This window comes from Micromonospora sp. WMMD975 (assembly GCF_029581215.1).
In the GTDB taxonomy this organism is placed as follows: domain Bacteria; phylum Actinomycetota; class Actinomycetes; order Mycobacteriales; family Micromonosporaceae; genus Micromonospora.
In genome coordinates, this window is sequence record NZ_CP120739.1 from 640,290 (window position 1) to 662,497 (window position 22,208).

Consider the following 22,208-nt stretch of genomic DNA (forward strand, 5'->3'; position numbering starts at 1 on the left):
TCCGACCGGCCCGATTCCGTCTAGGTCAGAGGGCTTGGCCGGTGCTTTCGGACTGGGAGGCCAGTGCGGCCGGCGGGGTGGGTGCCGGGCCGGTGGTCCGGCGGCCCCGGGAGAGGCGGCGCTCGGCGTACTGGGCCAGCTTCGACAGCGAGTAGTTGATCGCGATGAAGAGCACGGCGATCACCACGTAGACCTGGATCGGGTTACCGAGCACGCCGATGATCTGCTTGCCGATGTTGAGCGTCTCCTCGTAGCTGATGATGAAGCCCAGCGAGGTGTCCTTGAGCACCACCACGAGTTGGCTGATCAGCGCCGGCAGCATGATCCGGAAGGCCTGCGGCAGCAGGATCATCCGGGTGGTCTGGAACGGGGAGAGCCCGATCGCGGCGGCGGACTCGCCCTGGCCGCCGGGCAGCCCCTCCATGCCGGAGCGCAGGATCTCGGCGATGACGACCGCGTTGTAGACGGTCAGGCCGATGACGAGATACCAGAGGTTGTCGAACGAGACGCCGAACTCGGGGAACCCGCGTGCCACGAAGAAGATGGTGATGACGACCGGCAGGCCGCGGAACACCTCGACGCAGACCCGGGTCACCACGGACAGCACCCAGCTCAGCCCGCGCAGGAGGTAGGACAGCGGCGTGGCCAGGCCGGTGAAGCGCCGCCGGGTCAGGCTCTTGAGCTGGATCCGCAGCACGGCGATCAGGGTGCCGACGACGAGCGACGCGACGATGGCCAGCGCCGCGGCGGTCAGCGTGTTCTTCAGACCGAGCCCGAGCCGGTCCCAGACCTGGGAGAAGTTCTCGTTCGAGGGGTCGATCAGCGGGCCCCACAGCTCCATCGAGAGCTGGCCCTTGTCCGACAGCGGCCGGTAGATCAACAGGTACGCCCCGGCCAGCAGCACCACGACGGCGACCAGGCTGCTGATCAGTGTGATCCGGCGCTGGCGCGGGCCCGGAACGTCGTAGAGGACGCTTGTCTGCCGGCTCATCGGGCCACCGCCTGTCGCTTCTCGATCCGGTCCAGCAGGGCGCCGAGCGGCACCGTCATGATCAGGTAACCGACGGAGATGCCGATCGCCACCGGGATGAAGGCGTAGCCGCCGGCGGAGGTGAGCTGGTCGGCGGTCTGGGAGAGGTCACCCACGACGCCGAAGAAGCCGACAAGCGCGGAGTTCTTGATCATCGCGATGATGACCGAGCCGAGCGGCACCACGGACGCCTTCCACGACTGCGGCAGCACCACGTGGCGCAGGTTCTGGCCGAAGGTGAGGCCCAACGACCGGGCCGCCTCGGCCTGGCCGGCCGGCACCGCGTTCACCCCGGAGCGCAGCGCCTCGCAGACGAACGCGGCCGTGTAGAGGACCAGGGCGATCAGCCCGAAGCGAAAGTAGGGCAGGTCGGTGCCGAGCCGGCTGAAGATCACCTCCAGGCCCGGGATCCGCAGGAACTCCGCGTTCGATCCCAGCGCCGGCAGGCCGAACGCGGCGAAGAACAGCACCACGGTCAACGGCATGTTCCGGAAGATGTTCACGTAGGTGGTGCCGACGGCGCGCAGCGGCGGCACCGGCGAGATGCGCAGCACCGCCACGACGGCGCCCAGGACCAGGGCGCCGATCGCGGCGAGTACGCAGATCTGGAGGGTGAGCCAGAACCCGCCCGCGAAGACGTCGAACTTGTCGATGAGCACGTTCACGGGTCGGTTTCCTCCCCACCCTCCGGATCGGACGGATCAGTAGCGGTTGACGGTCGGGGCGTCGCCGAGCGTGGCGCCGAACTTGCCGGCGGTGTCGTCCCACGCCTTCTTCCAACTGCCGTCGGAGAAGGCCTTCTCCAACGTGTCGTTGACGAAGTTACGGAAGTCGGTGTCCTCCTTCTTGACACCGATGCCGTACGGCTCCTTGGTGAAGTTGTCGCCGGCCATCTTGAAGGACTCCTCGTCCTTGGCGATGTAGCCGAGCAGGATGACGTTGTCGGTGGTGACGGCGTCGACCTGCTTGCCCTTCAGGGCGTCGCGGCACTTGTCGTAGGTGTCGAAGAGGACAAGCTGGGAGCCGACGTCCTTGACGTACTTCTTGATCTCCTCGGCCGGGGTGGAGCCGGTGACCGAGCAGACCTTCTTGGCGCCGTCCTTGAACGAGTCCGGACCGGTGATCGCGGTCTCGTCCTTGCGCACCATGATGTTCTGGCCAGCCTCGTAGTACGGCCCGGCGAATGCGATGCGCTCCTTGCGCTTATCGTTGATCGTGTAGGTGGCCGCGACCAGGTCCACGGTGCCGTTCACGATGACGTCCTCGCGGACCTTCGACGGGGCCTCGACGTACTCGATCTTGTCCTCGGGGATGCCGAGTTCCTTCACGATGATCTTGGCGATCTCGACGTCGAAGCCCTCCGGCTTGCCGGACAGGCCCTTCTGACCGAAGCCCGGCTGGTCGAACTTCGTGCCCACCTTGATCGCCTGGGCCTTGTTCAGCCGCTCCATCGTGCTGCCGGCCGCGAAGTCCTTGCTCCCGGCGCCGGTGCCCTCGTCGCCGTCCTTTTCGCCGCAGGCGGCCAGGCCGAGCGCCAGAGTTGCCGCCGCGGCGACCGCCGCCACGCGCTTGTAACGCATCATCATTCTCCTTCTTCCACGAAGCCGCCGGGACGACTCCACTACGGGGACGCTCAGTGCGTGAGGATCTTGGAAAGGAAGTCCCTGGCTCGCTCGCTGCGCGGGTTCTCGAAGAACTCCGCCGGCGGGGCGTCCTCGACCAGTTGCCCGTCGGCCATGAACACGACCCGGTTGGCCGCGTGCCGGGCGAAGCCCATCTCGTGGGTGACCACCACCATGGTCATGCCGTCGCGGGCCAGCGAGGTCATCACGTCGAGCACCTCGCCGACCATCTCCGGGTCGAGCGCGCTGGTCGGCTCGTCGAAGAGCATCGCCTTGGGCTGCATGGCCAGCGCGCGGGCGATCGCCGCCCGCTGCTGCTGGCCGCCGGAGAGCTGCGCCGGGTACTTGTCCGCCTGGTTGGCGATGCCGACGCGGTCGAGCAGGGCCAGGCCGCGCTCGCGGGCGGCGGCCGGCTTCTCCTTGCGTACCTTGATCGGCCCGAGCGCCACGTTCTCCAGGATGCTCTTGTGCGCGAAGAGGTTGAACGACTGGAACACCATGCCGACCTCGCTGCGCAGCCTGGCCAGGGGCTTGCCCTCGGCCGGCAGCGGCTGCCCGTCGAACGTGATGGTGCCGTTGTCGATCGGCTCCAGCCGGTTGATGGTGCGGCACAGCGTCGACTTGCCGGAGCCGGACGGGCCGATCACCACGACCACCTCGCCCCGGCCGACGGAGAGGGACACGTCGTCGAGCACGTGCAGCGGCCCGAACCACTTGTTGACCCCGTCGAGCACGATCAGCGGGTCGCCCGTCGTCACGTCGTCCACCGTCCCTGTCGTCCCTGTCGTCCGTGCCGTGAGGGGGTCGGTCGACCCCCGGTTGGGCAACTGTAGGCGGGGTGACGTGGCAGAACGCAACCGAGATGGTCACGGAGCGGTAACACCGGTCGACGGCGTGCCGGTGCGTCCGAATTCCGTTCCGCCGAAGGCGCGTCCCAGTGGCGGCGGCGCCGGATCGCGGAGATCATGAGGCGATGACCGACACGTTCCGGCTGACCGATCATGCCCGCGGCGGCGGCTGCGCCTGCAAGATCCCGCCCGGCGAGCTGGAGGCGATGGTCGCCGGCCTCGGCCCGAGCGCCGGCACGGCTGACCTCCTGGTCGGCCTGGAGAACGGCGACGACGCCGCGGTGGTCCGGCTGGACGCGCGCACCGGCCTGGTGACCACCGCCGACTTCTTCACCCCGGTCGTCGACGACGCCTACGACTGGGGCCGCATCGCCGCCGCGAACGCGCTTTCTGACGTGTACGCCATGGGCGGCACCCCGCTCGTCGCGCTCAACCTGCTCTGCTGGCCGCGCGAGGTGCTGCCGCTGGAGTTGGCCCGCGAGGTGCTGCGAGGCGGGCAGGACGTGGCGAACGAGGCCGGCTGTCACCTGGCCGGCGGGCACAGCGTCGACGACGACGGCCCGAAGTACGGTCTGGCGGTCACCGGCGTGGTCCGGCCGGAGGAGCTGATCACCCTGGACGCCGGGTGGGCCGGGCTGCCGTTGTCGCTGACGAAGCCGCTCGGCGTGGGCGTGCTCAACACCCGGCACAAGCAGACCGGGGAGCGGTTTCCCGAGGCGGTCGAGTCGATGGCCCGGCTCAACCGGGACGCCGCCCGGGCGGCGGTGGCCGCCGGCATCCGCTGCGGCACCGACGTGACCGGCTTCGGGCTGCTCGGGCACGCCTCGAAGCTGGCCCGGGCCAGCCGGCTCACGGTCGCGATCGACACCGCCGCGGTGCCGTACCTGCCGGGCGCGCGGGAGGCGCTGCGCGACGGGTACGTCAGTGGCGGCACCCGCCGCAACCTCGACTGGGTGACGCCGTGGACCGACTTCGGGGGCACCGACGAGTCCGAGCGGCTGCTGCTGGCCGACGCCCAGACCTCGGGCGGGCTGCTCGTCGCGGGCGAGGTGCCGGGCGGCACGGTGATCGGGGAGCTGCGGCCCACCTCGGACCACCTGATCCAGCTCCGGTGACCGGCGCGGCAGCCCGGGGAACCGGGCACCATACTCGATAAACTGTCACCTTCCCGCCACTGCGGGCAACGTCGCCCAGGGAAATTTTGCCCGGAATGGTCACAGACCGGTAACTTGCCCCCGGCTGAGGCTAAATGCCCCCCACCATCGTCAGTAAGGCCCGATCCGGAGGCCGGTGGGACGAGCGCAGCGAGGAGGCAGCATGACCGAGCTGTGGAACTGGAGAATCAACGGCGGCGCGCCGGTGGAGGTCTACCCGGCGATGGCCGAGGCGCTCGGCCGGGTGGTGATGCCCCTCGCCGTCGCCGACCCGGGCCGGCTGCCCGCGTACGCGGTGGTCTGCGACGTGTGGGAGGCGCCCGGGGCGTACGGGACGGTGGTCGACTGCTACGGCGTACCCGAAAGCCTGGCCGAGCTGCCCGCCATCGCGGCGCTGGCCCGGGTGCTGGGCCGCAACTGCCTGATGCGCGACGACACGCTCGACGCCGGCCGGCACCTGCTTGTCGCCCCGGACGGCACCATCCGCCCGGTGCACTTCGACGTGGTCGAGACCGACGACGGCGAGGTCCTCAGCGACCAGCGGCTCTGCACGCTCGCCGACCCCGGCTGCCGGGGCTGGTCGCGCTGCCACCGCTCCCGGTGGGCGCCGGACTCGGTCGCACCGGCGCTCGCCGCCGCCTGACCGTCGCCGCTGACCGCCGGGGCCTGACCGCTATCGGCTGACCGCCGCCTGACCGTCGCCGGCTGACCGCCGGCGGCGCGTACCGGCGCCACCCGGATACGCTGTCCGGGTCATGACTACCGCAGCCGTGGGCAGCCCGCGCACCTACCAGGTGCGTACGTACGGCTGCCAGATGAACGTGCACGACTCCGAGCGCATCTCCGGCCTCCTCGAGGACGCCGGATACGTGCGCGCCGCCGAGGCCGACGATCAGCCCGACGTGGTGGTGTTCAACACCTGCGCGGTCCGGGAGAACGCCGACAACCGGCTCTACGGCAACCTGGGTCACCTGCGCCCGGTCAAGGCGAAGCACCCCGGGATGCAGATCGCGGTCGGCGGCTGCCTGGCCCAGAAGGACCGCGGCGAGATCGTCCGCAAGGCGCCCTGGGTGGACGTGGTCTTCGGCACGCACAACATCGGCTCGCTGCCGGTGCTGCTGGACCGGGCCCGGCACAACGCCGCCGCCGAGGTGGAGATCCTCGAGTCGCTCGAGGTCTTCCCGTCCACGCTGCCGACGCGGCGCGAGTCGACGTACGCCGGTTGGGTGTCCATCTCCGTCGGCTGCAACAACACCTGCACGTTCTGCATCGTGCCCGCCCTGCGCGGCCGGGAGAAGGACCGCCGTCCCGGCGACATCCTCTCCGAGGTGCGCGCGCTCGTGGACGAAGGCGTGCTGGAGGTGACCCTGCTCGGGCAGAACGTCAACTCCTACGGCGTCGAGTTCGGCGACCGGTACGCCTTCGGCAAGCTGCTGCGGGCCTGCGGCGACATCGACGGGCTGGAGCGGGTCCGGTTCACCAGCCCGCACCCGAAGGACTTCACCGACGACGTGATCGCGGCCATGGCGGAGACGCCGAACGTCTGCCACTCGCTGCACATGCCGTTGCAGTCCGGCTCCGACGACGTGCTGCGGGCCATGCGCCGCTCGTACCGCTCGGAGCGCTACCTCGGGATCATCGAGAAGGTCCGGGCGGCGATGCCGGACGCGGCGATCACCACGGACATCATCGTCGGCTTCCCCGGCGAGACCGAGGCGGACTTCGCCCGCACCCTCGACGTGGTCCGGGAGGCCCGGTTCTCCTCGGCGTTCACGTTCCAGTACTCCAAGCGCCCCGGCACCCCGGCCGCCATCATGGACGACCAACTGCCCAAGCCGGTCGTGCAGGAGCGGTACGAGCGTCTGGTCGCGTGCGTCGAGGAGATCACCTGGGCGGAGAACCGGAAGCTGGTGGGGGAGACCGTCGAGGTGCTCGTCGCCGTCGGCGAGGGGCGCAAGGACGAGCGCACCGGCCGGATGTCCGGCCGCGCCCGCGACGGCCGCCTGGTGCACTTCGCCACCGGCGAGTTGGCCGGGCGGATCCGCCCCGGCGACATCGTGCACACCGCCGTCACGTACGCGGCGCCGCACCACCTCAACGCCGACGGTGCGCCGCTGGCGCACCGGCGTACCCGGGCCGGCGACGCGGCCGAGGCGGGGCGGGCCCCGCGTACCCCCGGGGTGCTGCTCGGGTTGCCGACGGTCGGCGCGCCGGCCGCGCCGCCCGCCGCCACCGGCGGTTGCGCCGCCCGCTGACCCCGCCCTGACGGTTAGGAGGGGCCCCCGCTTAACACCTCGTGTTAAGCGGGGGCCCCTCCTCTACCGAATGCGTTAAGCGGGGCCCCCTCCTTACAACCTCAGCAGGTGGCGCTGTTGAGCTTTACGGTGGCGGGGGAGGCGGCGGTGCCGTTGGCGGTGAAGCCGACGGTGACCGACGCCCCCGCCGCCAGCGACGGCGACCAGCCCGGCGCGGCGGCCGTGACAGTGGTGCCGGACTGCGTGACGGTGGCGTTCCAGCCACTTTGGAGCGTGACCCCGGACGGCCAGGCCCAGGTGACCGACCACGGGTTCACCGCGCCGGTGCCGGTGTTCTTCACGGTCAGTTCGCCCTGGAAGCCGCCGGCCCAGGCGTTGATCTGCTTGTAGCTGGCGGTGCAGCCGCCGCTCGGCGCCGGCGTGGTCGGCGTCGCGGTCGGGGAGCTGGTCGGCGTCGCCGTCGGCGAGCCGGTCCCGGTCGGCGTCGGGTTCGGGTTCCCGCTGCCGGACGGCGGGATCAGGTACGGCTGGAGGATGGACTGCTTGGCCTGGTTGACGGTGGTCCAGTCGTCGTTGGCGATGCCGCCGGTGTCACCCGAGTTCGGGTTCCACGACCAGTAGGTGAAGGACATCCCGTTGACCCCGGTGCCGGTGTAGGCCATCAGGTTCTCCAGCCAGATCTTGTCCTTCGGGTCCTGGAGCGTGGTGCCGAACTCGCCCATCATGATCGGCGCGATGTTCTGCTTGTAGAGGTAACCCCAGTAGTGGTCCCAGATCGCCGGCATGTTCGCCGGGTAGCTGGGGTCGTCGAACCAGGCCTGCCGGTAGACCGAGGTGGCGTACTCGTGCGGGGAGTAGACCAGCCGGTTGGCCACGTTCAGCCGGACCGGGAACTGCCCGGCCTTGGAGAGGTTGCCGCCCCACCAGCCGCAGTCCTCGTCGTTGCTGGGGTCGTTGTCCCAGACGTTCGACAGCCCGCCGCTCGGGCAGCTCACGCCCTCCACGAAGATCAGCCAGTTCGGCTGCACGCCGAGGATGGCGTTACCGGCCCGCTCGGCGGCGAGCCGCCAGTCGCGGGCGGTGTCGCCGCAGCCCCAGCAGGCGCCGGTGGCGGCCGGGTTGGTGCCCTCGGCGTGCGGCTCGTTGTGCAGGTCCGCGCCGATCACCGTCGGGTTGTTCGCGTACCGCTGGGCCATCGTCTTCCAGTCGGCGATCCAGGTCGCCTCGGAGACGCCCGAGGTGTACCAGAGCGGCGACTGCCCGGCCGAGGTCGGCCGGTGCCGGTCCAGGATGACCCGCATCCCCTTGCTGCCCGCGTAGTCGATGACCTTGTCCAGGATCTGCAACGGGGAGAGCCCGATCAGGTCCGGGTTGACGAAGTCGTTGATCCCGGTCGCCGTCGCGCCGGGCTTGATGGAGTCGTTCGAGTACGGGATGCGCAGCGTGTTGTAGCCGAGCCGGGCCATGGTGTCGACCTGGCCGCGCCACGTGTTGCTCGACCACAGGCCGTGGAACGTCTTGTTGTCGGTCTCCATGCCGAACCAGTTGATGCCGGTCAGCCGGACGGTCGCGCCCGTGCTGTCGACGATCTTGTTGCCGCTGGTGTGCAGGTAGCCGGTGCCGGTGCCGCTGGCCGCGGCGACGGCCGGGGTGGTGCTGACGGTCGCGGCGACGAGGATGCCGGCCGCGGCGGTGGCGAGCGCCGTCAGGGCGCCGCCGAGGGCGGTGCGTCGGTGCATGGGTGCTCCACTTCGGATGCCCGCGCCGCTCAGGCGCCGCGGGCGGCAGGACCAGGAGGCCCGACCCGCTCGTCATCGAGTACGCGCACAGCGCGCGCCGGGCCGGTCACGTGGACGGCCACTCGCGACGTTCACCCGGCGACCTCGACGGCGAAGTGCAGCCGTCGACACCCTCGCGCCGGAACCCCTAGCTCCGACGCCCATTCTGATCAGCCCACCCCCACCCGTCAACACGCACCCCCTCCCGCCCCCTGGACGCGCTGATTCACGGAAAGAGTGCCTATCCGGCGCGGAACAGGCACTCTTTCGGTGAATCAGCGGGGGTCGAAGCGGGGTGTGGGTCAGCCCGCCTGTTCGGCCAGCTGGAGGAACTGGCGCTTCGAGGTGAGGGCCTGCTCGGCCTCCCTGATGCGGCGGGTGTCGCCGGCGGCCTGGGCCCGGGTCAGGCGGTCCTCGGCCTCGGCCACCTGGGCGCGCATCTGCGCCAGCAGCGGGTTGTCCTCCTTGGAGGTGCGCCGCCACGCCGAGTCCATCACCTCGCGGACCTTGTCGTCCACGGCCCGCAGCCGGCGCTCCAGGCCGGCCGCCGCCTCGCGGGGCACCCGGCCGGCCTCGTGCCACTGCGCCTGGATCTCGCGCAGCTTCGCCTGGGCGCCCTTCGGGTCGCCGTCCACGTCGAGCGCCTCGGCCTCGGCCAGCAGCGCCTGCTTACGCTCCAGGTTGGCCCGCTGCTCGTTGTCGCGGGCGGAGAAGACCTCACTGCGCCGGGTGAAGAATTCGTCCTGCGCCGCCCGGAACCGTTCCCAGAGCTTCTGCTCGGCCTCCTTGGCGGCACGCGGCGCGGCCTTCCACTGGGCCATCAGGTCCTTGAGCTGGCCGGCGGTGACGCCCCAGTCGGTCGACTCCTTGAGCTTCTCCGCCTCGGCGACCAACTCCTCCTTGACCGTCTGCGCCTGCTTGCGCTGCTGGTCGAGGGAGGCGAAGTGGGCGCCCCGACGGCGGGTGAAGCCGTCCCGGGCCGCGGCGAACCGCTTCCACAGCTCGCCGTCGGCCTTCTTGTCGACGCCGCGGATCGTCTTCCACTCGTCGAGGATCTCCTTGAGCCGGTCGCCTGCGGTCTTCCAGCCGGTCGACTCGGCGGCGAGCTTCTCGGCCTCCTCGACCAGGGCCGTCTTGCGGGCGAGCGCCTCGCCCCGGGCGGCCTCACGGGCCGCCTTGGCCTCGCCGGCCTTCTCCTCGGCGACCGTGGCCAGCTTGTCCAACCGGGCGGCCAGGGCGTCGATGTCCCCGACGACGTGCGCCTCGGGCAGCGACGCCCGGATCCGGCGGATCGTGGTCAGCGAGTGGCCGGCGTCCGCCGCGCCCGAGTTGAGCCGGGCCTCGGTCAGGTCGACCTCGGTCACCAGGTCGGCGAAGCGCCGGGCGAAGTGGGCGAGCCCTTCCTCCGGGGCCCCCGCCTGCCAGGATCCGACCACCCGCTCGCCGTCGCCGGTCTTGACGTAGACGGTGCCGTCCTCGTCCACCCGTCCGAAGGCAGTCCAGTCGCTCATGTGCCCATCCTCGTTCTCCCGGCGTCGAGGGGACAGCCCTCGGCGCCGCCACGGCGCAGCAAACTTTCTCCCGGCATTGTCACAGGTCCGCCCCCGTCCGTGTCGAGCGCCTGTCGTCGACCGTGACCATACGGTGTCGTACGCCCTCGATGGCCGGATCGGCGCGGGGACGCACCGGGACGCCCCGATAGGTTGGGGTCGTGCCCCTGGTCGCCGCCGCCGTCTGCCCCCATCCGCCCCTGCTCGTACCCGAGCTGGCCGGCGCCGCCGCGCCGGAGCTGGACGACCTGCGCGCCGCCGCCGACGCGGCGGTGGCCCGGTTGCTCGCCGCCGGGCCCGAGGCGATCCTGCTGGTCGGTGGTGGCCCGGAGACCGTCCGGTTCAACGCCGCCGAGCACGGCTCGCTGCGTCCGTACGGGCTGGACCGCCACGTGCGGCTGTGGAAGGTCAACTGCGCCGGCGGGGACCGCCTGCCGTTGAGCCTGACCATCGGCGCGTGGCTGCTCGGCCGCGCCGGCACCGGGCTGCCCCGGCTGGCCCGGTCGGTGGCGCACGACGCCACCCCGGCGGAGTGCGCGGCGTTCGGCGCGAGCCTGGTCCTCGACGACGATCCGCGGGTCGCGCTGCTCGTGCTCGGCGACGGGTCCGCCTGCCGGGGCGTCACGGCGCCGGGGTACGACGACCCGCGCGCGCAGGCGTACGACGAGGGGGTCGCCGCGGCCCTGGCCGGCGCGGACGCCGACGCCCTGCGCGGCCTGGACCCGGTGCTCTCCGGCGAGCTGCGGGCCGCCGGGCGGGCCGCGTGGCAGGTGCTCGCCGGCGCGGTCGGCGCGGCGGGCGGCCGTTGGCGGGGCGGGTTGAGCTACCACGCCGCGCCCTACGGCGTTGCCTACTTCGTGGCGAACTGGGAGCGGTCATGACAGTCGTCGCGGTGGTCGGGCCGACCGCGGCCGGCAAGTCGGCGCTGAGCATCGCGCTGGCGCACGCGCTCGACGGCGAGGTGGTCAACGCCGACTCGATGCAGCTCTACCGGGGCATGGACGTCGGCACCGCGAAGCTGACGCCGGCCGAGCGGGAGGGGGTGCCGCACCACCTGCTGGACATCTGGCCGGTGACGGAGCCGGCGAGCGTCGCCGAATACCAGGCGCTGGCCCGCGCGGCGGTCGACGACATCCTGGCCCGGGGCCGGGTGCCGCTGCTGGTCGGCGGCTCCGGGCTCTACGTGCGGGCGGTGCTGGAGCGGTTCGAGTTCCCCGGCACCGACCCGGCGCTGCGGGCCCGGCTGGAGGCGGAGCTGGCGGCGGTCGGCCCGGGTCCGCTGCACGCCCGCCTGGCCGAGGCGGACCCGGAGGCGGCGGCCGGCATCCTGCCCGGCAACGGCCGGCGGATCGTCCGGGCGCTCGAGGTGATCGAGCTGACCGGCGCGCCGTTCACCGCGTCGCTGCCCGCGCCCACGCCGTACTACCCGTCCGTTCAGCTCGGGGTCGACCTGGACACCGCCGCGTTGGACGAGCGGATCGCGCTGCGGGTGGACCGGATGTGGGCCGACGGCCTGGTCGACGAGGTGCGCTCGCTCGTCGGGCAGGGGCTGCCGGCGGGGCGGACGGCCAGCCGCGCGCTCGGCTACCAGCAGGTGCTGCGCTTCCTTGCCGGTGAGCTGACGGAGGCGCAGGCGCACGAGGAGACGATCCGGGCCACCCGGCGTTTCGTCCGCCGGCAGCGCTCGTGGTTCCGGCGCGACCCGCGGGTGCGCTGGCTCGACTCGGCCGCCCCCGGGTTCGTCGACACGGCGCTGCGGATCGCCGCCGGGGATCGGGAATGATGGGGGCGTGGAGTTCACCAAGGGGCACGGCACCGGCAACGACTTCGTCATCCTGCCCGACCCGGACGGCGCGCTCGACCTGACGTCCGACCTCGTCGCCGCGCTCTGCGACCGGCGGCGCGGGCTCGGCGGCGACGGCGTGCTGCGGGTGGTACGCGCCGCGAAGCACCCCGACGGCGTCGCGCTGGCGGGCGAGGCCGAGTGGTTCATGGACTACTGGAACTCCGACGGCTCGTTCGCCGAGATGTGCGGAAACGGGGCCCGGGTGTTCGTGCGTTACCTCCTGGAGACCGGCCTGGTCGCCCCCACGGACGGGACGCTGCCGATCGCGACCCGCGCCGGCCTGGTGCGGGCCCGCGTCGAGGGGCCGGACGTGGCGGTCGAGATGCGCCGCCCCCGCCTCCACGAGGCGGCCACCGCCACCCTGGGTGGCCTGACCCTGACCGGCACGGCGGTGGACGTGGGCAACCCGCACCTGGTGTGCGCGCTGCCCGCCGCGCTGGACCTGGCCGGTCTGGACCTCACCCGGGCCCCGGAGGTGGAGGCGGCGGCGTTCCCGACCGGGGTGAACGTCGAGTTCACCACGCCCGGGGGGCCGGTCGACGGCACCGACGGGCACGTGCTGATGCGGGTCTACGAGCGCGGCTCGGCCGAGACGCTCTCCTGCGGCACCGGGGCCTGCGCGGTGGCGGCGGTGGCGTTGCGCGACGCCGGCCGGGACACCGGCATCGTGTCGGTGGATGTCCCCGGCGGCCGACTCATGGTCACGGTGACCACCGACTCCTGCTGGCTCGCCGGCCCCGCCGTCCTGGTGGCGACCGGCACCCTGATCCCCACAGCCATGCACCCGTAGCCCTCGCCCGCCCCGCCGCGGTGGGCGGCCTTCCGTCCGCCTTGCCGACCTCCGGAGGGTCGCTGCTGGAGATCTTGGAAGGTTCGGGCCCCCATGAGGGCCGTTTCCATCCAAGATCTCGCAGCGGACAGCGCGGCGGTCGGTGTCAGGGGGTGGCGCTGGCGTTGGCAGCGATCTCGGGGAGGTCGGACGGGCCCGGGTCGGCGGCCGGCGGCGGCGTCACGGCCGGGTTCTGGGCGGCGGCGCGCACCGCGGCGGCCACCGCGGGGGCCACCCGCGCGTCAAAGACGCTGGGCACGATCACCGTCGGGTTGATCTTCTCCTCGCCGACCACGTCGGCGATCGCCCGGGCCGCCGCGATCGCCATCTCCTCGGTGAACTCCTCGGCGTGCGCGTCGAGCATGCCGCGGAACACGCCCGGGAAGGCGAGCACGTTGTTGATCTGGTTCGGCTGGTCCGAGCGGCCGGTGGCCACCACGGCGGCGTGCTTGCGCGCCTCCCGCGGGTCCACCTCCGGGTCCGGGTTGGCGAGCGCGAAGACGATCGCGTCCTTCGCCATCGCGGCCACGTCGTCACCGGTGAGCAGGTTCGGGGCGCTCACCCCGATGAACACGTCCGCGCCGCGTACCGCCCCGGCCAGGTCACCGGCGTAGCTCTCCTTGTTGGTGTTCTCCGCCAGCCACTGCCAGGCCGGGTTGAGGTCGGGCAGGCCGCGGTGCAGGGCGCCCTGCCGGTCGTACGCGATGATGTCGCCCACGCCCTGGCGCAGCAGCAGCTTCATGATCGCGGTGCCGGCGGCGCCGGCGCCGGAGACCACGACCCGGACGTCCGCGAGCTGCTTGCCCACCACGCGCAGCGCGTTGGTCAGCGCGGCGAGCACGCAGATCGCGGTGCCGTGCTGGTCGTCGTGGAAGACCGGGATGTTCAGCGCCTCGCGCAGCCGGGCCTCGATCTCGAAGCAGCGCGGCGCGGCGATGTCCTCCAGGTTGATCCCGCCGTACGCGGGCGCGATCGCCTTGACGATCGCCACGATCTCGTCGGTGTCCTGGGTGTCAAGCACCACCGGCCAGGCGTCCACCCCGCCGAAGCGCTTGAACAGCGCCGCCTTGCCCTCCATCACCGGCAGCGAGGCGGCCGGCCCGAGGTTGCCCAGGCCGAGCACGGCCGAGCCGTCGCTGACCACGGCCACCGTGTTGCGCTTGATGGTGAGCCGGCGGGCGTCCGCCGGGTTCTCCGCGATCGCCATGCAGACCCGGGCCACCCCCGGGGTGTACGCCCGCGACAGCTCGTCACGGTTGCGGAGCGCGACCTTGGAACTCACCTCGATCTTGCCGCCGAGGTGCAGCAGGAACGTGCGGTCGGAGACCTTGCGCACGTCCACCCCGTCGAGCCCGGTGAGCGCGTCGACGACCTGGTCGGCGTGGGTGGCGTCGGCGGTGTCGCAGGTGAGGTCGACGATCACGTTTGTCGGGTCGGAGTCGACCACGTCCAGCGCGGTCACGATGGCGCCGGCCTCGCCCGCCGCGGTGGTGAGCCGGCCGATGGAGGAGGCGTCTGCGGGCACCGCGATCCGGATCGTGATCGAGAATCCGGCACTCGGCAGTCGGGTGATGGCCACGAAAATTACTCCTCCGTCGACGCTGAGCGGCTCGACTGGCATTTCTACCCGCCCGGCCGGCCCGACCGGCATCCGGGCCCGCTACCGGTGGGTAGCGCCACGGGCATAACCCGGGTGCGCCAGGCGTTGCCACATGTCAGGATTGCTGTCACGCGCCGAAAATTCCCGGCGATGCACATAACGGACAGGAGACGCAGTTTGCGCGAGCAGGAGACCTTCCAACCCTTCGAGGACGACGAGCTCGACACCACCACCGGTGACTACGAGCTGTCGGAGCGGCAGGCGCTGCGGCGGGTCCCCGGCCTCTCCACCGAGCTGACAGACGTCACCGAGGTCGAATACCGCCAGCTCCGGCTGGAGCGGGTGGTCCTGGTGGGCGTCTGGACCGAGGGCGACCAGTCGGACGCGGAAAACAGCCTGACCGAGCTCGCGGCACTGGCCGAGACGGCCGGCTCGCAGGTGCTCGAAGGGCTGATCCAGCGCCGCAACCGGCCGGACCCGGCCACCTACATCGGTCGCGGCAAGGTCGACGACCTGGGCGCAGTGGTGCTCTCCACCGGCGCCGACACGGTGATCTGCGACGGTGAGCTCTCCCCGTCGCAACTACGCAACCTCGAACAGCGCACCAAGGTCAAGGTGGTCGACCGCACCGCCCTGATCCTCGACATCTTCGCCCAGCACGCCAAGAGCAAGGAGGGCCGGGCGCAGGTCGAGCTGGCCCAGCTCGAATACCTGCTGCCGCGCCTGCGCGGGTGGGGCGAGACGCTCTCCCGGCAGACCGGTGGCAGCGGTCGCGGTGGCGGCGCCGGCGGCGGCGTGGGCGTGCGTGGTCCCGGTGAGACCAAGCTGGAGACCGACAGGCGCCGGATCCGGCACCGCATCGCGCGGCTGCGCCGCGAGATCAAGGGCATGACCACGGTACGACAGACGAAGCGCGCCCGGCGCTCCCGCAACGCGGTGCCCGCGGTGGCCATCGCTGGCTACACCAACGCCGGCAAGTCCAGCCTGCTCAACCGTCTCACCGGGGCGGGCGTGCTGGTGGAGGACGCGCTGTTCGCCACGCTGGACCCGACCACCCGTCGGGCCACCACCTCGGACGGTCGGCTCTACACGCTCTCCGACACGGTCGGGTTCGTCCGGCACCTGCCGCACCAGATCGTCGAGGCGTTCCGCTCGACGCTGGAGGAGGTCGGCGACGCCGACCTGGTGGTGCACGTGGTCGACGGCACCCACCCGGACCCGGAGGAACAGGTCCGCGCGGTCCGCGAGGTGCTCGCCGAGGTGAGCGCCGACCGGCTGCCGGAGTTGCTCGTGGTCAACAAGACCGACGCCACCGACGAGGAGACGATGCTGCGGCTCAAGCGGCTCTGGCCGGAGGCGGTGTTCGTCTCCGCGCACCGCGGGCGCGGGATCGACGAGCTGCGCGCGGCGATCGAACGGCTGCTGCCGCGGCCCGCCGTCGAGGTCCGCGCGGTGCTCCCGTACGACCGGGGTGACCTGGTGGCCCGGGCGCACCGACAGGGTGAGGTGCTCAGCACCGCACACCTGCCCGAGGGCACGCTGCTGCACGTGCGGGTGAGCCAGGCGCTCGCCGCCGAGCTGGCCCCCTACCGCGCCGGGGACCGCCTCACGAGCGAGGAACGGGTGGGCGTCGGGCGGTGAGCCGTCCGGCGTCACCCGCCGGAAACTGGGGTCGTGCGACACTGAGCCCCATGCGGCACGTTGTCTCCTCGGTCACGCTCGCGCTCGGCCTGGTCGGCGCGGTCGTGGCGCCGGCCGGGCCGGCACTGGCGGCGCCCGGCGCGGCCCCGGTCCTGGCTGCGGCTCCCAAGAAGAAGTGCACGGTCTCCGACGACCGCCTTCGCGAGCTGTCCGGCCTGGTCGCCACCAGCGACGGCTACGTCGTCATCAACGACGGCTCCGACGATCCCAGCCGCAAGCGGGTCTTCTACCTGACCACCAAGTGCAAGGTCGACAAGGAGGTCCGATACTCCGGTGACGGACCCCTCGACACCGAGGACCTGGCGCTCGGGCCGGACGGCAAGACGCTCTGGATCGCCGACACCGGCGACAACATCGAGAAGAAGACCCGGCGGGAGCGCGTCGCGGTCTGGACGATGCCGCTGAGCGGGTCGAAGGAGCCGGTCCTGCACCGGCTCAGCTATCCGGGCAAGGAGCCGCACGACGCCGAGGCGCTGCTCGTCGGCGACGACGGTATGCCGCTGGTGATCACCAAGGACCTCTCCGGCACGTCGGAGATCTTCACGCCGACGGTGAAGCTGAAGGCCGGCGCCGACCTCGAGCCGGTTCCGATGAAGAAGGTCGGCGAGTTCACGCTGCCCAGGACCAACACGGAGAACAAGCTCGGCTCGCCCGGTCGGGCGCTCGTCACCGGCGCCGGTCGCGCACCCGACGGCGGCAAGGTCGTGATCCGCACGTACGCGGACGCGTTCGAGTTCGACGTGGCCGGCGGCGACATCGTCAAGGCGCTGACCGGCGGCAAGCCCCGGATCACCCCGCTCGCCGACCCGTTCGGCGAGGCCATCTCCTACACCCCGGACGGCAAGTCGTTCGTCACCGTCTCCGACGGCGGCTCGCTCGACGACGCGGACCCGATCGACATCCTCGGCTACACGCCGTCGACCACCGGGGCGGAGGCGTTGCCCAACGGCGGCAACCCCGAGACCAAGCCGGCCGCACAGAAGTCCTGGCTGGAAGGGCTCTCGCTCGACGAGATCACGTACCTGATCGCCGCGGTCGGGGTGCTCGGCGCGCTCCTGGTCGGCGCCGGCGTGTTCGGCATCCTGCGGGCCCGGCGCAAGCCGGCGCCCGTCGCCGCGGCCGACGCGCCCGAGCGGAGCGGTGAATTCCCGGTGGGCGGCGGCCCCGCGCCCGGCAACCGGCCAGGCGCACCGCCGCGCGGCGGCGTCTACGGTGGCGCCGCGAACGGCAACCGGCCGGCGGCCGGCGGGGTCTACGGCGGTGGCCGGCCCCAGGGAGGCGCGGTCTATGGCGGCGCGCCCCACGGTGGGGCGCAGGGCGGCAGCCGTCCGCAGGGCGGCGGCGGCGCCCAGGGTGGGCGCCCCCAGGGCGGTGGTCGTCCCCATGGTGGCGGCGCCCCCCAGAGCGGGCGCCCCCAGGGCGGGGGTCGCCCCCAGGGCGGCGGGGTCTACGGCGGTGGCGCCGGTCCGGGCGGTGGCGCCGGGGAGCGGGCCGGTCAGGGCGGTGTCTACGGAGGCGGCGGTCCGGGCGGTGCCCGTCCGGGCGGCCGTGGCGGCGGCCCGGGGAGCGCCGGCCACGGGCAGCCCGGCGGCGGGGGCCGGCGGAGTGACGGCGGCCGGGCCGAGCCGCCGCGCCGGGAGCCGGGCCCACGGGACCCGCGCGGCGCCCGCCGCGACGACGGCCACGGAGGGTACGGGCCGGTCTCCGGCGGCCGGGAGCACCGGGGCGACCGCTACTGAGACGACTTTCGTGAGGGGTGGCCGCCGCGGTCACCCCTCACGAAAGTCGGTGGGTCAGATCCGGCGCAGCACCGCGACCACGCGGCCCATGATGGTGGCGTCGTCGCCGGGGATCGGGTCGAAGGCCGGGTTCTGCGGCATCAGCCAGACGTGCCCGTCGCGGCGCCGGTAGGTCTTCACGGTCGCCTCGCCGTCGAGCATGGCCGCCACGATGTCGCCGACCTCGGCATTGGGCTGCTGCCGCACGACCACCCAGTCGCCGTCGCAGATCGCCGCGTCGAGCATCGAGTCGCCCTTGACCTGGAGCATGAAGACCTCGCCCTCGCCGACCAGCTCGCGGGGGAGGGGGAAGATGTCCTCCACGGCCTGCTCGGCGAGGATCGGCCCGCCGGCGGCGATTCGGCCCAGCATCGGCACGTAGGCCGGGGCGGGACGCTGCGCCCGGGCGGCCTCGTCGTCGACGTCGCTCGGGGCCCGGACATCGACCGCGCGCGGTCGGTTCGGGTCGCGGCGCAGGAAGCCCTTCTTCTCCAGCTCCTTGAGTTGGTAGGCGACGCTGGACGGGGAGACCAGGCCGACGGCCTCGCCGATCTCGCGCACGCTCGGCGGGTAGCCGTGGCGCTCGACCCAGGTGCGGATGAAATCCAGGATCCGGCGCTGCCGGGCGGTGAGATCGACCGTCGCCGGGTCGGGGAAGCTGCTGACCACCGGGGTGACCGGGCGCACCGCGGGCTGGACGGCGCGGCTACGGGCGGTGCGGGGGCGACGGGACGCCGGCGGACCCGCCCCGTCGATCGGCTGCGGGTTCTTCTGCCGGCTGGCCCGGTCCTCGGTCACGTCCGTCCCTCCCTGGTCGGCGCTGGGTGCCTCGTCGGCTCGTGGTGCATATGGTCCGACCGTAACGGTAAGATCGGCCTTTTTCAAACATCTGTACGACCTGACGTCGGCGTGTCGCCCCGCGAGTCGGGCGCGGCGAGGGTCAGAGCGGAGCCGGTGCGAACAGCTCCTCCAGCCAGCCCGGGACGGCGGCGGCGTACTCGGCGCGGGCCGGGTCGGCCGGCGGCAGGGCCCGTCGCCAGGACAGCGAACGGCTGACCGTGGTCACGGTCGTCGCCAGGGCCGCCGCCTCCCGCAGGACGGCCCGGTCGTGCCTGTCGGTCCACGCCTCCAGGTACGCGTCCCGCATGCGGAGCAGCACCGGGTCACCGGCGGGCAGCTCGAAGGCGTGCGCGACCGAGCGCAGTGTCACCAGCAGGGTGCCGAACGGGTGGGCGAGGGAGGCGTCCCCCCAGTCGAAGAAGCGTGGGCCGTCGGCGGCGACGAAGACGTTGCCGTCGTGCAGGTCGTCGTGCTGCACGGTGGGCTCGACCCCGAGGTCGGCGAGCCGCCGGCAGTCCCGCGCGTACCGGTCGGCGTGGGCGCGCAGCCGGGCGAGGAACTCCGGCGTGAGCCCGCCGTCCCGGCCGAGCAGCAGCGCGTCGGAGTCGCCCAGCAGGCCGGTGAAGAGCCCCGGCAGTGCCTCCGGCCGGTGGTCGGGCAGGCCGAGGGCGAGCAGCTCACCGGCGTGCGCGGCGCTCGCCCGCTGCAGGTCGGCGTAGACCGGGAGGATCCGCTCCCAGCGGCCCGGATCGGGCTCGACGGCCAGCACGTCACGGAGGGTGGGGCCGCCGTCCGGCAGCAGGGACCAGCCCCGGCCCGCGTCCACCGCCAGCGGGTCCGGCACCCGGCCGGGCGCCAGCCGGGACAGCGCGGCCAGCACGCCCGCCTCGTAGCGGGTGCCGTCGCTGTTGGCCTTGAACCAGGCGTCGCCGTCGCCGGTGGGCACGCGCCACACCAGGGACCACGGGCGTACGCGCTCCTGCACCGGCCCGGTGACCCGCCGGCCGTGCCGGCCGAGCTGCTCCGCCACCCAGTGCGAGGCGGACTCGCGCCACCCCGGCGCGTCCCACTTGATGTCGATCACGTCTGCGCTCACGCCGGCAACCTAGCCCGGTGGACGCCGTCGGGCGAGGCGATTTCGGTCGAACGGGTGTTCCATCCCGATGTGCCGTGACCGGGGGTGGTCGGGGCGCGTTGGGATCGTCGACGGGTGACGCGCCGGACACTCCGGCCAACTTGACCTCGCTTGGGGGACGGCATACGGTCAACCCCTAGATGTAGTAGTGACACGGGCGTAAGTTGCCTACAGGTTGGGTTCGACTACCGAACGCACTCCCATCTCGCGCACCCGGCGACAGTCATCGAAGGATGGCTCCGCCGTGTCGACGCGTGCCCGGGAGCCGGTGGTGGTGCCCGTGGTCGATCAAAGGAGGTTGGGCGATGCGATGTCCGTACTGCCGGCACGCCGACTCCCGGGTGGTCGACTCGCGGGAGGCCGACGACGGCCAGCTCATCCGACGACGGCGATCCTGCCCGGAGTGCGGCAAGCGGTTCACCACCGTCGAGGAGGCGGTGCTCGCGGTGGTCAAGCGCAGCGGGGTGACCGAGCCGTTCAGCCGCACGAAGATCATCGGCGGGGTGCGCAAGGCGTGTCAGGGCCGACCGGTCGACGACGACTCGATCGCGCTGCTGGCACAGAAGGTCGAGGAGACCGTACGCGCCAAGGGGGCGGCCGAGATCCCCAGCCACGACGTGGGGCTGGCCATCCTCGGCCCGTTGCGTGATCTCGACGAGGTGGCCTACCTGCGGTTCGCCAGCGTCTACCGGTCCTTCGACTCGCTCGCCGACTTCGAGCACGAGATCGAGACGCTGCGGGCCGCCGCGCGCGCCCGGGACGGCGCCGACGCGCCGGCGGCCGACGCCGCCGGCGCGATCAGCTGACATTTCTGATTTCCGACAGTGTGAGCAGGCACGGTGGGTGACCGTGCCGACGAGGGGGCGAGGGCGTGACGACAAGCAAGTCACGGAACAAGGCCGGGGCGGGGCTGAAGATCGAGCGCGTCTGGACGACCGAGGGGGTGCACCCCTACGACGAGGTCGCCTGGGAGCGCCGCGACGTCGTGATGACGAACTGGCGGGACGGCTCGATCAACTTCGAGCAGCGCGGGGTGGAGTTCCCCGAGTCCTGGTCGGTCAACGCGGCCAACATCGTGACCACCAAGTACTTCCGGGGCGCGGTGGGGACCCCGGAACGGGAGTGGTCGCTCAAGCAGCTCATCGACCGGGTGGTCGACACCTACCGCACCGCCGGTGAGGAGTACGGCTACTTCGCCTCCCCGGCCGACGCCGAGGTGTTCGCGCACGAGCTGACCTGGATGCTGCTGCACCAGGTGTTCAGCTTCAACTCGCCGGTCTGGTTCAACGTCGGCACGCCGTCGCCGCAGCAGGTGAGCGCCTGCCTCCCGTACGACTCGCTGGTCAGCACGCCGGCCGGGCTGGTCCCGATCGGGAAGCTTGTCGAGGACGGGGCCGTCGGCACCAAGGTGTACGACGCGAACGGTCTGACCAGCATCGTCGCCGTCAAGGCCAACGGGGTGCGCGAGGTTCTCCGACTGCACACCAAGGCGGGTTACACCCTCGACGTCACCCCGGACCACGTGGTCTGGAAGAGCACCGGCGCCGGCACCGGCGCCTGGGTGGAGGCCGGCACCCTCAACCCTGGCGATCAGCTCGAGTGGCACCGCACGTACGCCTACGGCGAGAGCGAGATCGACCTACTGGAGATCCGTGAGGCCGCGCTGGCCGGCTGGCTGCAGTCGGACGGGTTCGTCGGCCAGTACGACAAGGGCACGAACCGGTCGCTGACCATCGAGGCGATGACCGCCAACGACGACGAGCTGGACTGGGTCACCGGCACCCTCGACGAGGTCTTCGCCGACGTCCACCGGCACGAGCGCACCGTGCAGACGCAGAGCGACCAACTGGACTGCCGGCGTACCCGCCTCTACGGCGAGCACCTGCGCCCGTTCGTGGACAAGTGGGATCTGCTCACCCGTGGCGTCGACATGAGCGTGCCGGAGCGGCTGTTCACCGCGCCGCTGCCGGTCGTCGCCGGTTACCTGCGCAGCATCTTCCAGGCCGAGGGTTACGTGTCGGCCCGGGAGAGTTCGACGCTCGTCGCGGTGGACATGGTCTCGGAGAAGCTGATCCGTGGCGTACAGAGCCTGCTGTTGCGGTTTGGGATCTTCTCCCGCGTCTCGCGCAAGCGGGACCCGCGTCCGGACCGCAACGACTGCTGGACGGTCCGGATCCAGAACGACGGCGACCGGGACCTGTTCGCCACCCACATCGGGTTCGTCGGCGCGGAGAAGATGGCC

The 22,208-nt window shown here is 72.1% G+C and carries 18 protein-coding genes and 2 pseudogenes; 11 read left to right on the plus strand and 9 right to left on the minus strand.

The features are described 5' to 3' along the window. Positions 1 to 25 precede the first annotated feature (25 nt). From O7613_RS02935 to O7613_RS02950, 4 genes are read right to left on the minus strand one after another with little or no spacing between them, the layout of a single operon-like run. A complete protein-coding gene (locus O7613_RS02935) occupies positions 26 to 991 on the minus strand; it encodes an amino acid ABC transporter permease (RefSeq protein WP_282291927.1) in 966 nt (321 codons plus the stop codon). Continuing rightward, positions 988 to 1,695, minus strand: a complete 708-nt coding sequence (locus tag O7613_RS02940; RefSeq protein ID WP_282291928.1) for an amino acid ABC transporter permease — start codon at positions 1,693 to 1,695, stop codon at positions 988 to 990. Before O7613_RS02940 ends, O7613_RS02935 begins: the two co-directional genes overlap by 4 nt. A gap of 36 nt (positions 1,696 to 1,731) precedes the next feature. Further along, complete coding sequence (locus tag O7613_RS02945) at positions 1,732 to 2,610, minus strand: glutamate ABC transporter substrate-binding protein (RefSeq protein ID WP_282291929.1); 879 nt, start codon at positions 2,608 to 2,610, stop codon at positions 1,732 to 1,734. A 53-nt stretch (positions 2,611 to 2,663) separates the two neighbouring features. Beyond that, positions 2,664 to 3,419, minus strand: coding sequence for an amino acid ABC transporter ATP-binding protein (locus O7613_RS02950; RefSeq protein ID WP_282291930.1), 756 nt, complete (start codon positions 3,417 to 3,419; stop codon positions 2,664 to 2,666). A 206-nt stretch (positions 3,420 to 3,625) separates the two neighbouring features. Here O7613_RS02950 and selD point away from each other — a divergent pair, with 206 nt between their 5' ends. From selD to miaB, 3 genes are all read left to right on the plus strand, one after another. Further along, the gene (selD, locus tag O7613_RS02955; protein ID WP_282291931.1) at positions 3,626 to 4,615 is read left to right on the plus strand and encodes a selenide, water dikinase SelD; all 990 of its coding nucleotides are present in this window, start codon (positions 3,626 to 3,628) and stop codon (positions 4,613 to 4,615) included. Positions 4,616 to 4,817: 202 nt separating this feature from the next. Continuing rightward, a complete protein-coding gene (locus O7613_RS02960) occupies positions 4,818 to 5,297 on the plus strand; it encodes a hypothetical protein (RefSeq protein WP_281584318.1) in 480 nt (159 codons plus the stop codon). Positions 5,298 to 5,409: 112 nt separating this feature from the next. Then, on the plus strand, positions 5,410 to 6,909 hold the full coding sequence (miaB, locus tag O7613_RS02965; RefSeq protein ID WP_282291933.1) for a tRNA (N6-isopentenyl adenosine(37)-C2)-methylthiotransferase MiaB: 1,500 nt from the start codon (positions 5,410 to 5,412) through the stop codon (positions 6,907 to 6,909). A gap of 101 nt (positions 6,910 to 7,010) precedes the next feature. On the opposite strand, the gene O7613_RS02970 is transcribed toward miaB, so the two are convergent. Both O7613_RS02970 and O7613_RS02975 read right to left on the minus strand, forming a co-directional pair. Then, the gene (locus tag O7613_RS02970; RefSeq protein WP_282291934.1) at positions 7,011 to 8,648 is read right to left on the minus strand and encodes a cellulase family glycosylhydrolase; all 1,638 of its coding nucleotides are present in this window, start codon (positions 8,646 to 8,648) and stop codon (positions 7,011 to 7,013) included. A 341-nt stretch (positions 8,649 to 8,989) separates the two neighbouring features. Beyond that, a complete protein-coding gene (locus tag O7613_RS02975; protein WP_281584315.1) occupies positions 8,990 to 10,198 on the minus strand; it encodes a DUF349 domain-containing protein in 1,209 nt (402 codons plus the stop codon). Positions 10,199 to 10,398: 200 nt separating this feature from the next. Here O7613_RS02975 and O7613_RS02980 point away from each other — a divergent pair, with 200 nt between their 5' ends. The 3 genes from O7613_RS02980 to dapF are packed head-to-tail and all read left to right on the plus strand — an operon-like array spanning position 10,399 to position 12,873. Beyond that, positions 10,399 to 11,118 (plus strand): hypothetical protein, encoded by a 720-nt coding sequence (locus O7613_RS02980; RefSeq protein ID WP_281584314.1) that lies wholly within the window; start codon positions 10,399 to 10,401, stop codon positions 11,116 to 11,118. Next, on the plus strand, positions 11,115 to 12,020 hold the full coding sequence (miaA, locus tag O7613_RS02985; RefSeq protein ID WP_281584313.1) for a tRNA (adenosine(37)-N6)-dimethylallyltransferase MiaA: 906 nt from the start codon (positions 11,115 to 11,117) through the stop codon (positions 12,018 to 12,020). Before O7613_RS02980 ends, miaA begins: the two co-directional genes overlap by 4 nt. A gap of 7 nt (positions 12,021 to 12,027) precedes the next feature. Next, entirely contained in the window at positions 12,028 to 12,873 is an 846-nt protein-coding gene (gene dapF, locus O7613_RS02990; protein WP_282291937.1) for a diaminopimelate epimerase, read from the plus strand. Between the two features lie 145 nt (positions 12,874 to 13,018). Here dapF and O7613_RS02995 read toward each other — a convergent pair whose 3' ends face one another. Beyond that, positions 13,019 to 14,491 (minus strand): NAD-dependent malic enzyme, encoded by a 1,473-nt coding sequence (locus O7613_RS02995; RefSeq protein WP_281584311.1) that lies wholly within the window; start codon positions 14,489 to 14,491, stop codon positions 13,019 to 13,021. 171 nt (positions 14,492 to 14,662) lie between these two features. Between O7613_RS02995 and hflX the strand changes: the two genes are divergently transcribed. Continuing rightward, positions 14,663 to 16,153, plus strand: coding sequence for a GTPase HflX (gene hflX, locus O7613_RS03000; protein WP_281584310.1), 1,491 nt, complete (start codon positions 14,663 to 14,665; stop codon positions 16,151 to 16,153). A 50-nt stretch (positions 16,154 to 16,203) separates the two neighbouring features. Continuing rightward, complete coding sequence (locus tag O7613_RS03005; protein WP_282291940.1) at positions 16,204 to 17,952, plus strand: hypothetical protein; 1,749 nt, start codon at positions 16,204 to 16,206, stop codon at positions 17,950 to 17,952. A gap of 54 nt (positions 17,953 to 18,006) precedes the next feature. On the opposite strand, the gene lexA is transcribed toward O7613_RS03005, so the two are convergent. Both lexA and O7613_RS03015 read right to left on the minus strand, forming a co-directional pair. Then, entirely contained in the window at positions 18,007 to 18,789 is a 783-nt protein-coding gene (gene lexA / locus O7613_RS03010; protein WP_281584308.1) for a transcriptional repressor LexA, read from the minus strand. 142 nt (positions 18,790 to 18,931) lie between these two features. Beyond that, complete coding sequence (locus O7613_RS03015) at positions 18,932 to 19,927, minus strand: aminoglycoside phosphotransferase family protein (RefSeq protein ID WP_282291944.1); 996 nt, start codon at positions 19,925 to 19,927, stop codon at positions 18,932 to 18,934. 344 nt (positions 19,928 to 20,271) lie between these two features. On the opposite strand from O7613_RS03015, the gene nrdR reads away from it, so the two are divergent. The 3 genes and pseudogenes from nrdR to O7613_RS30735 all read left to right on the plus strand — a co-directional run. Then, positions 20,272 to 20,772, plus strand: a complete 501-nt coding sequence (gene nrdR / locus O7613_RS03020; RefSeq protein ID WP_281584306.1) for a transcriptional regulator NrdR — start codon at positions 20,272 to 20,274, stop codon at positions 20,770 to 20,772. A gap of 65 nt (positions 20,773 to 20,837) precedes the next feature. Next, positions 20,838 to 21,290, plus strand: a pseudogene (locus O7613_RS30730) (vitamin B12-dependent ribonucleotide reductase); the annotation flags it as partial. Further along, a pseudogene (locus O7613_RS30735) lies at positions 21,279 to 22,172 on the plus strand (LAGLIDADG family homing endonuclease); the annotation flags it as partial. The pseudogenes O7613_RS30730 and O7613_RS30735, both read left to right, overlap by 12 nt. Between the last annotated feature and the right edge of the window lie 36 nt (positions 22,173 to 22,208).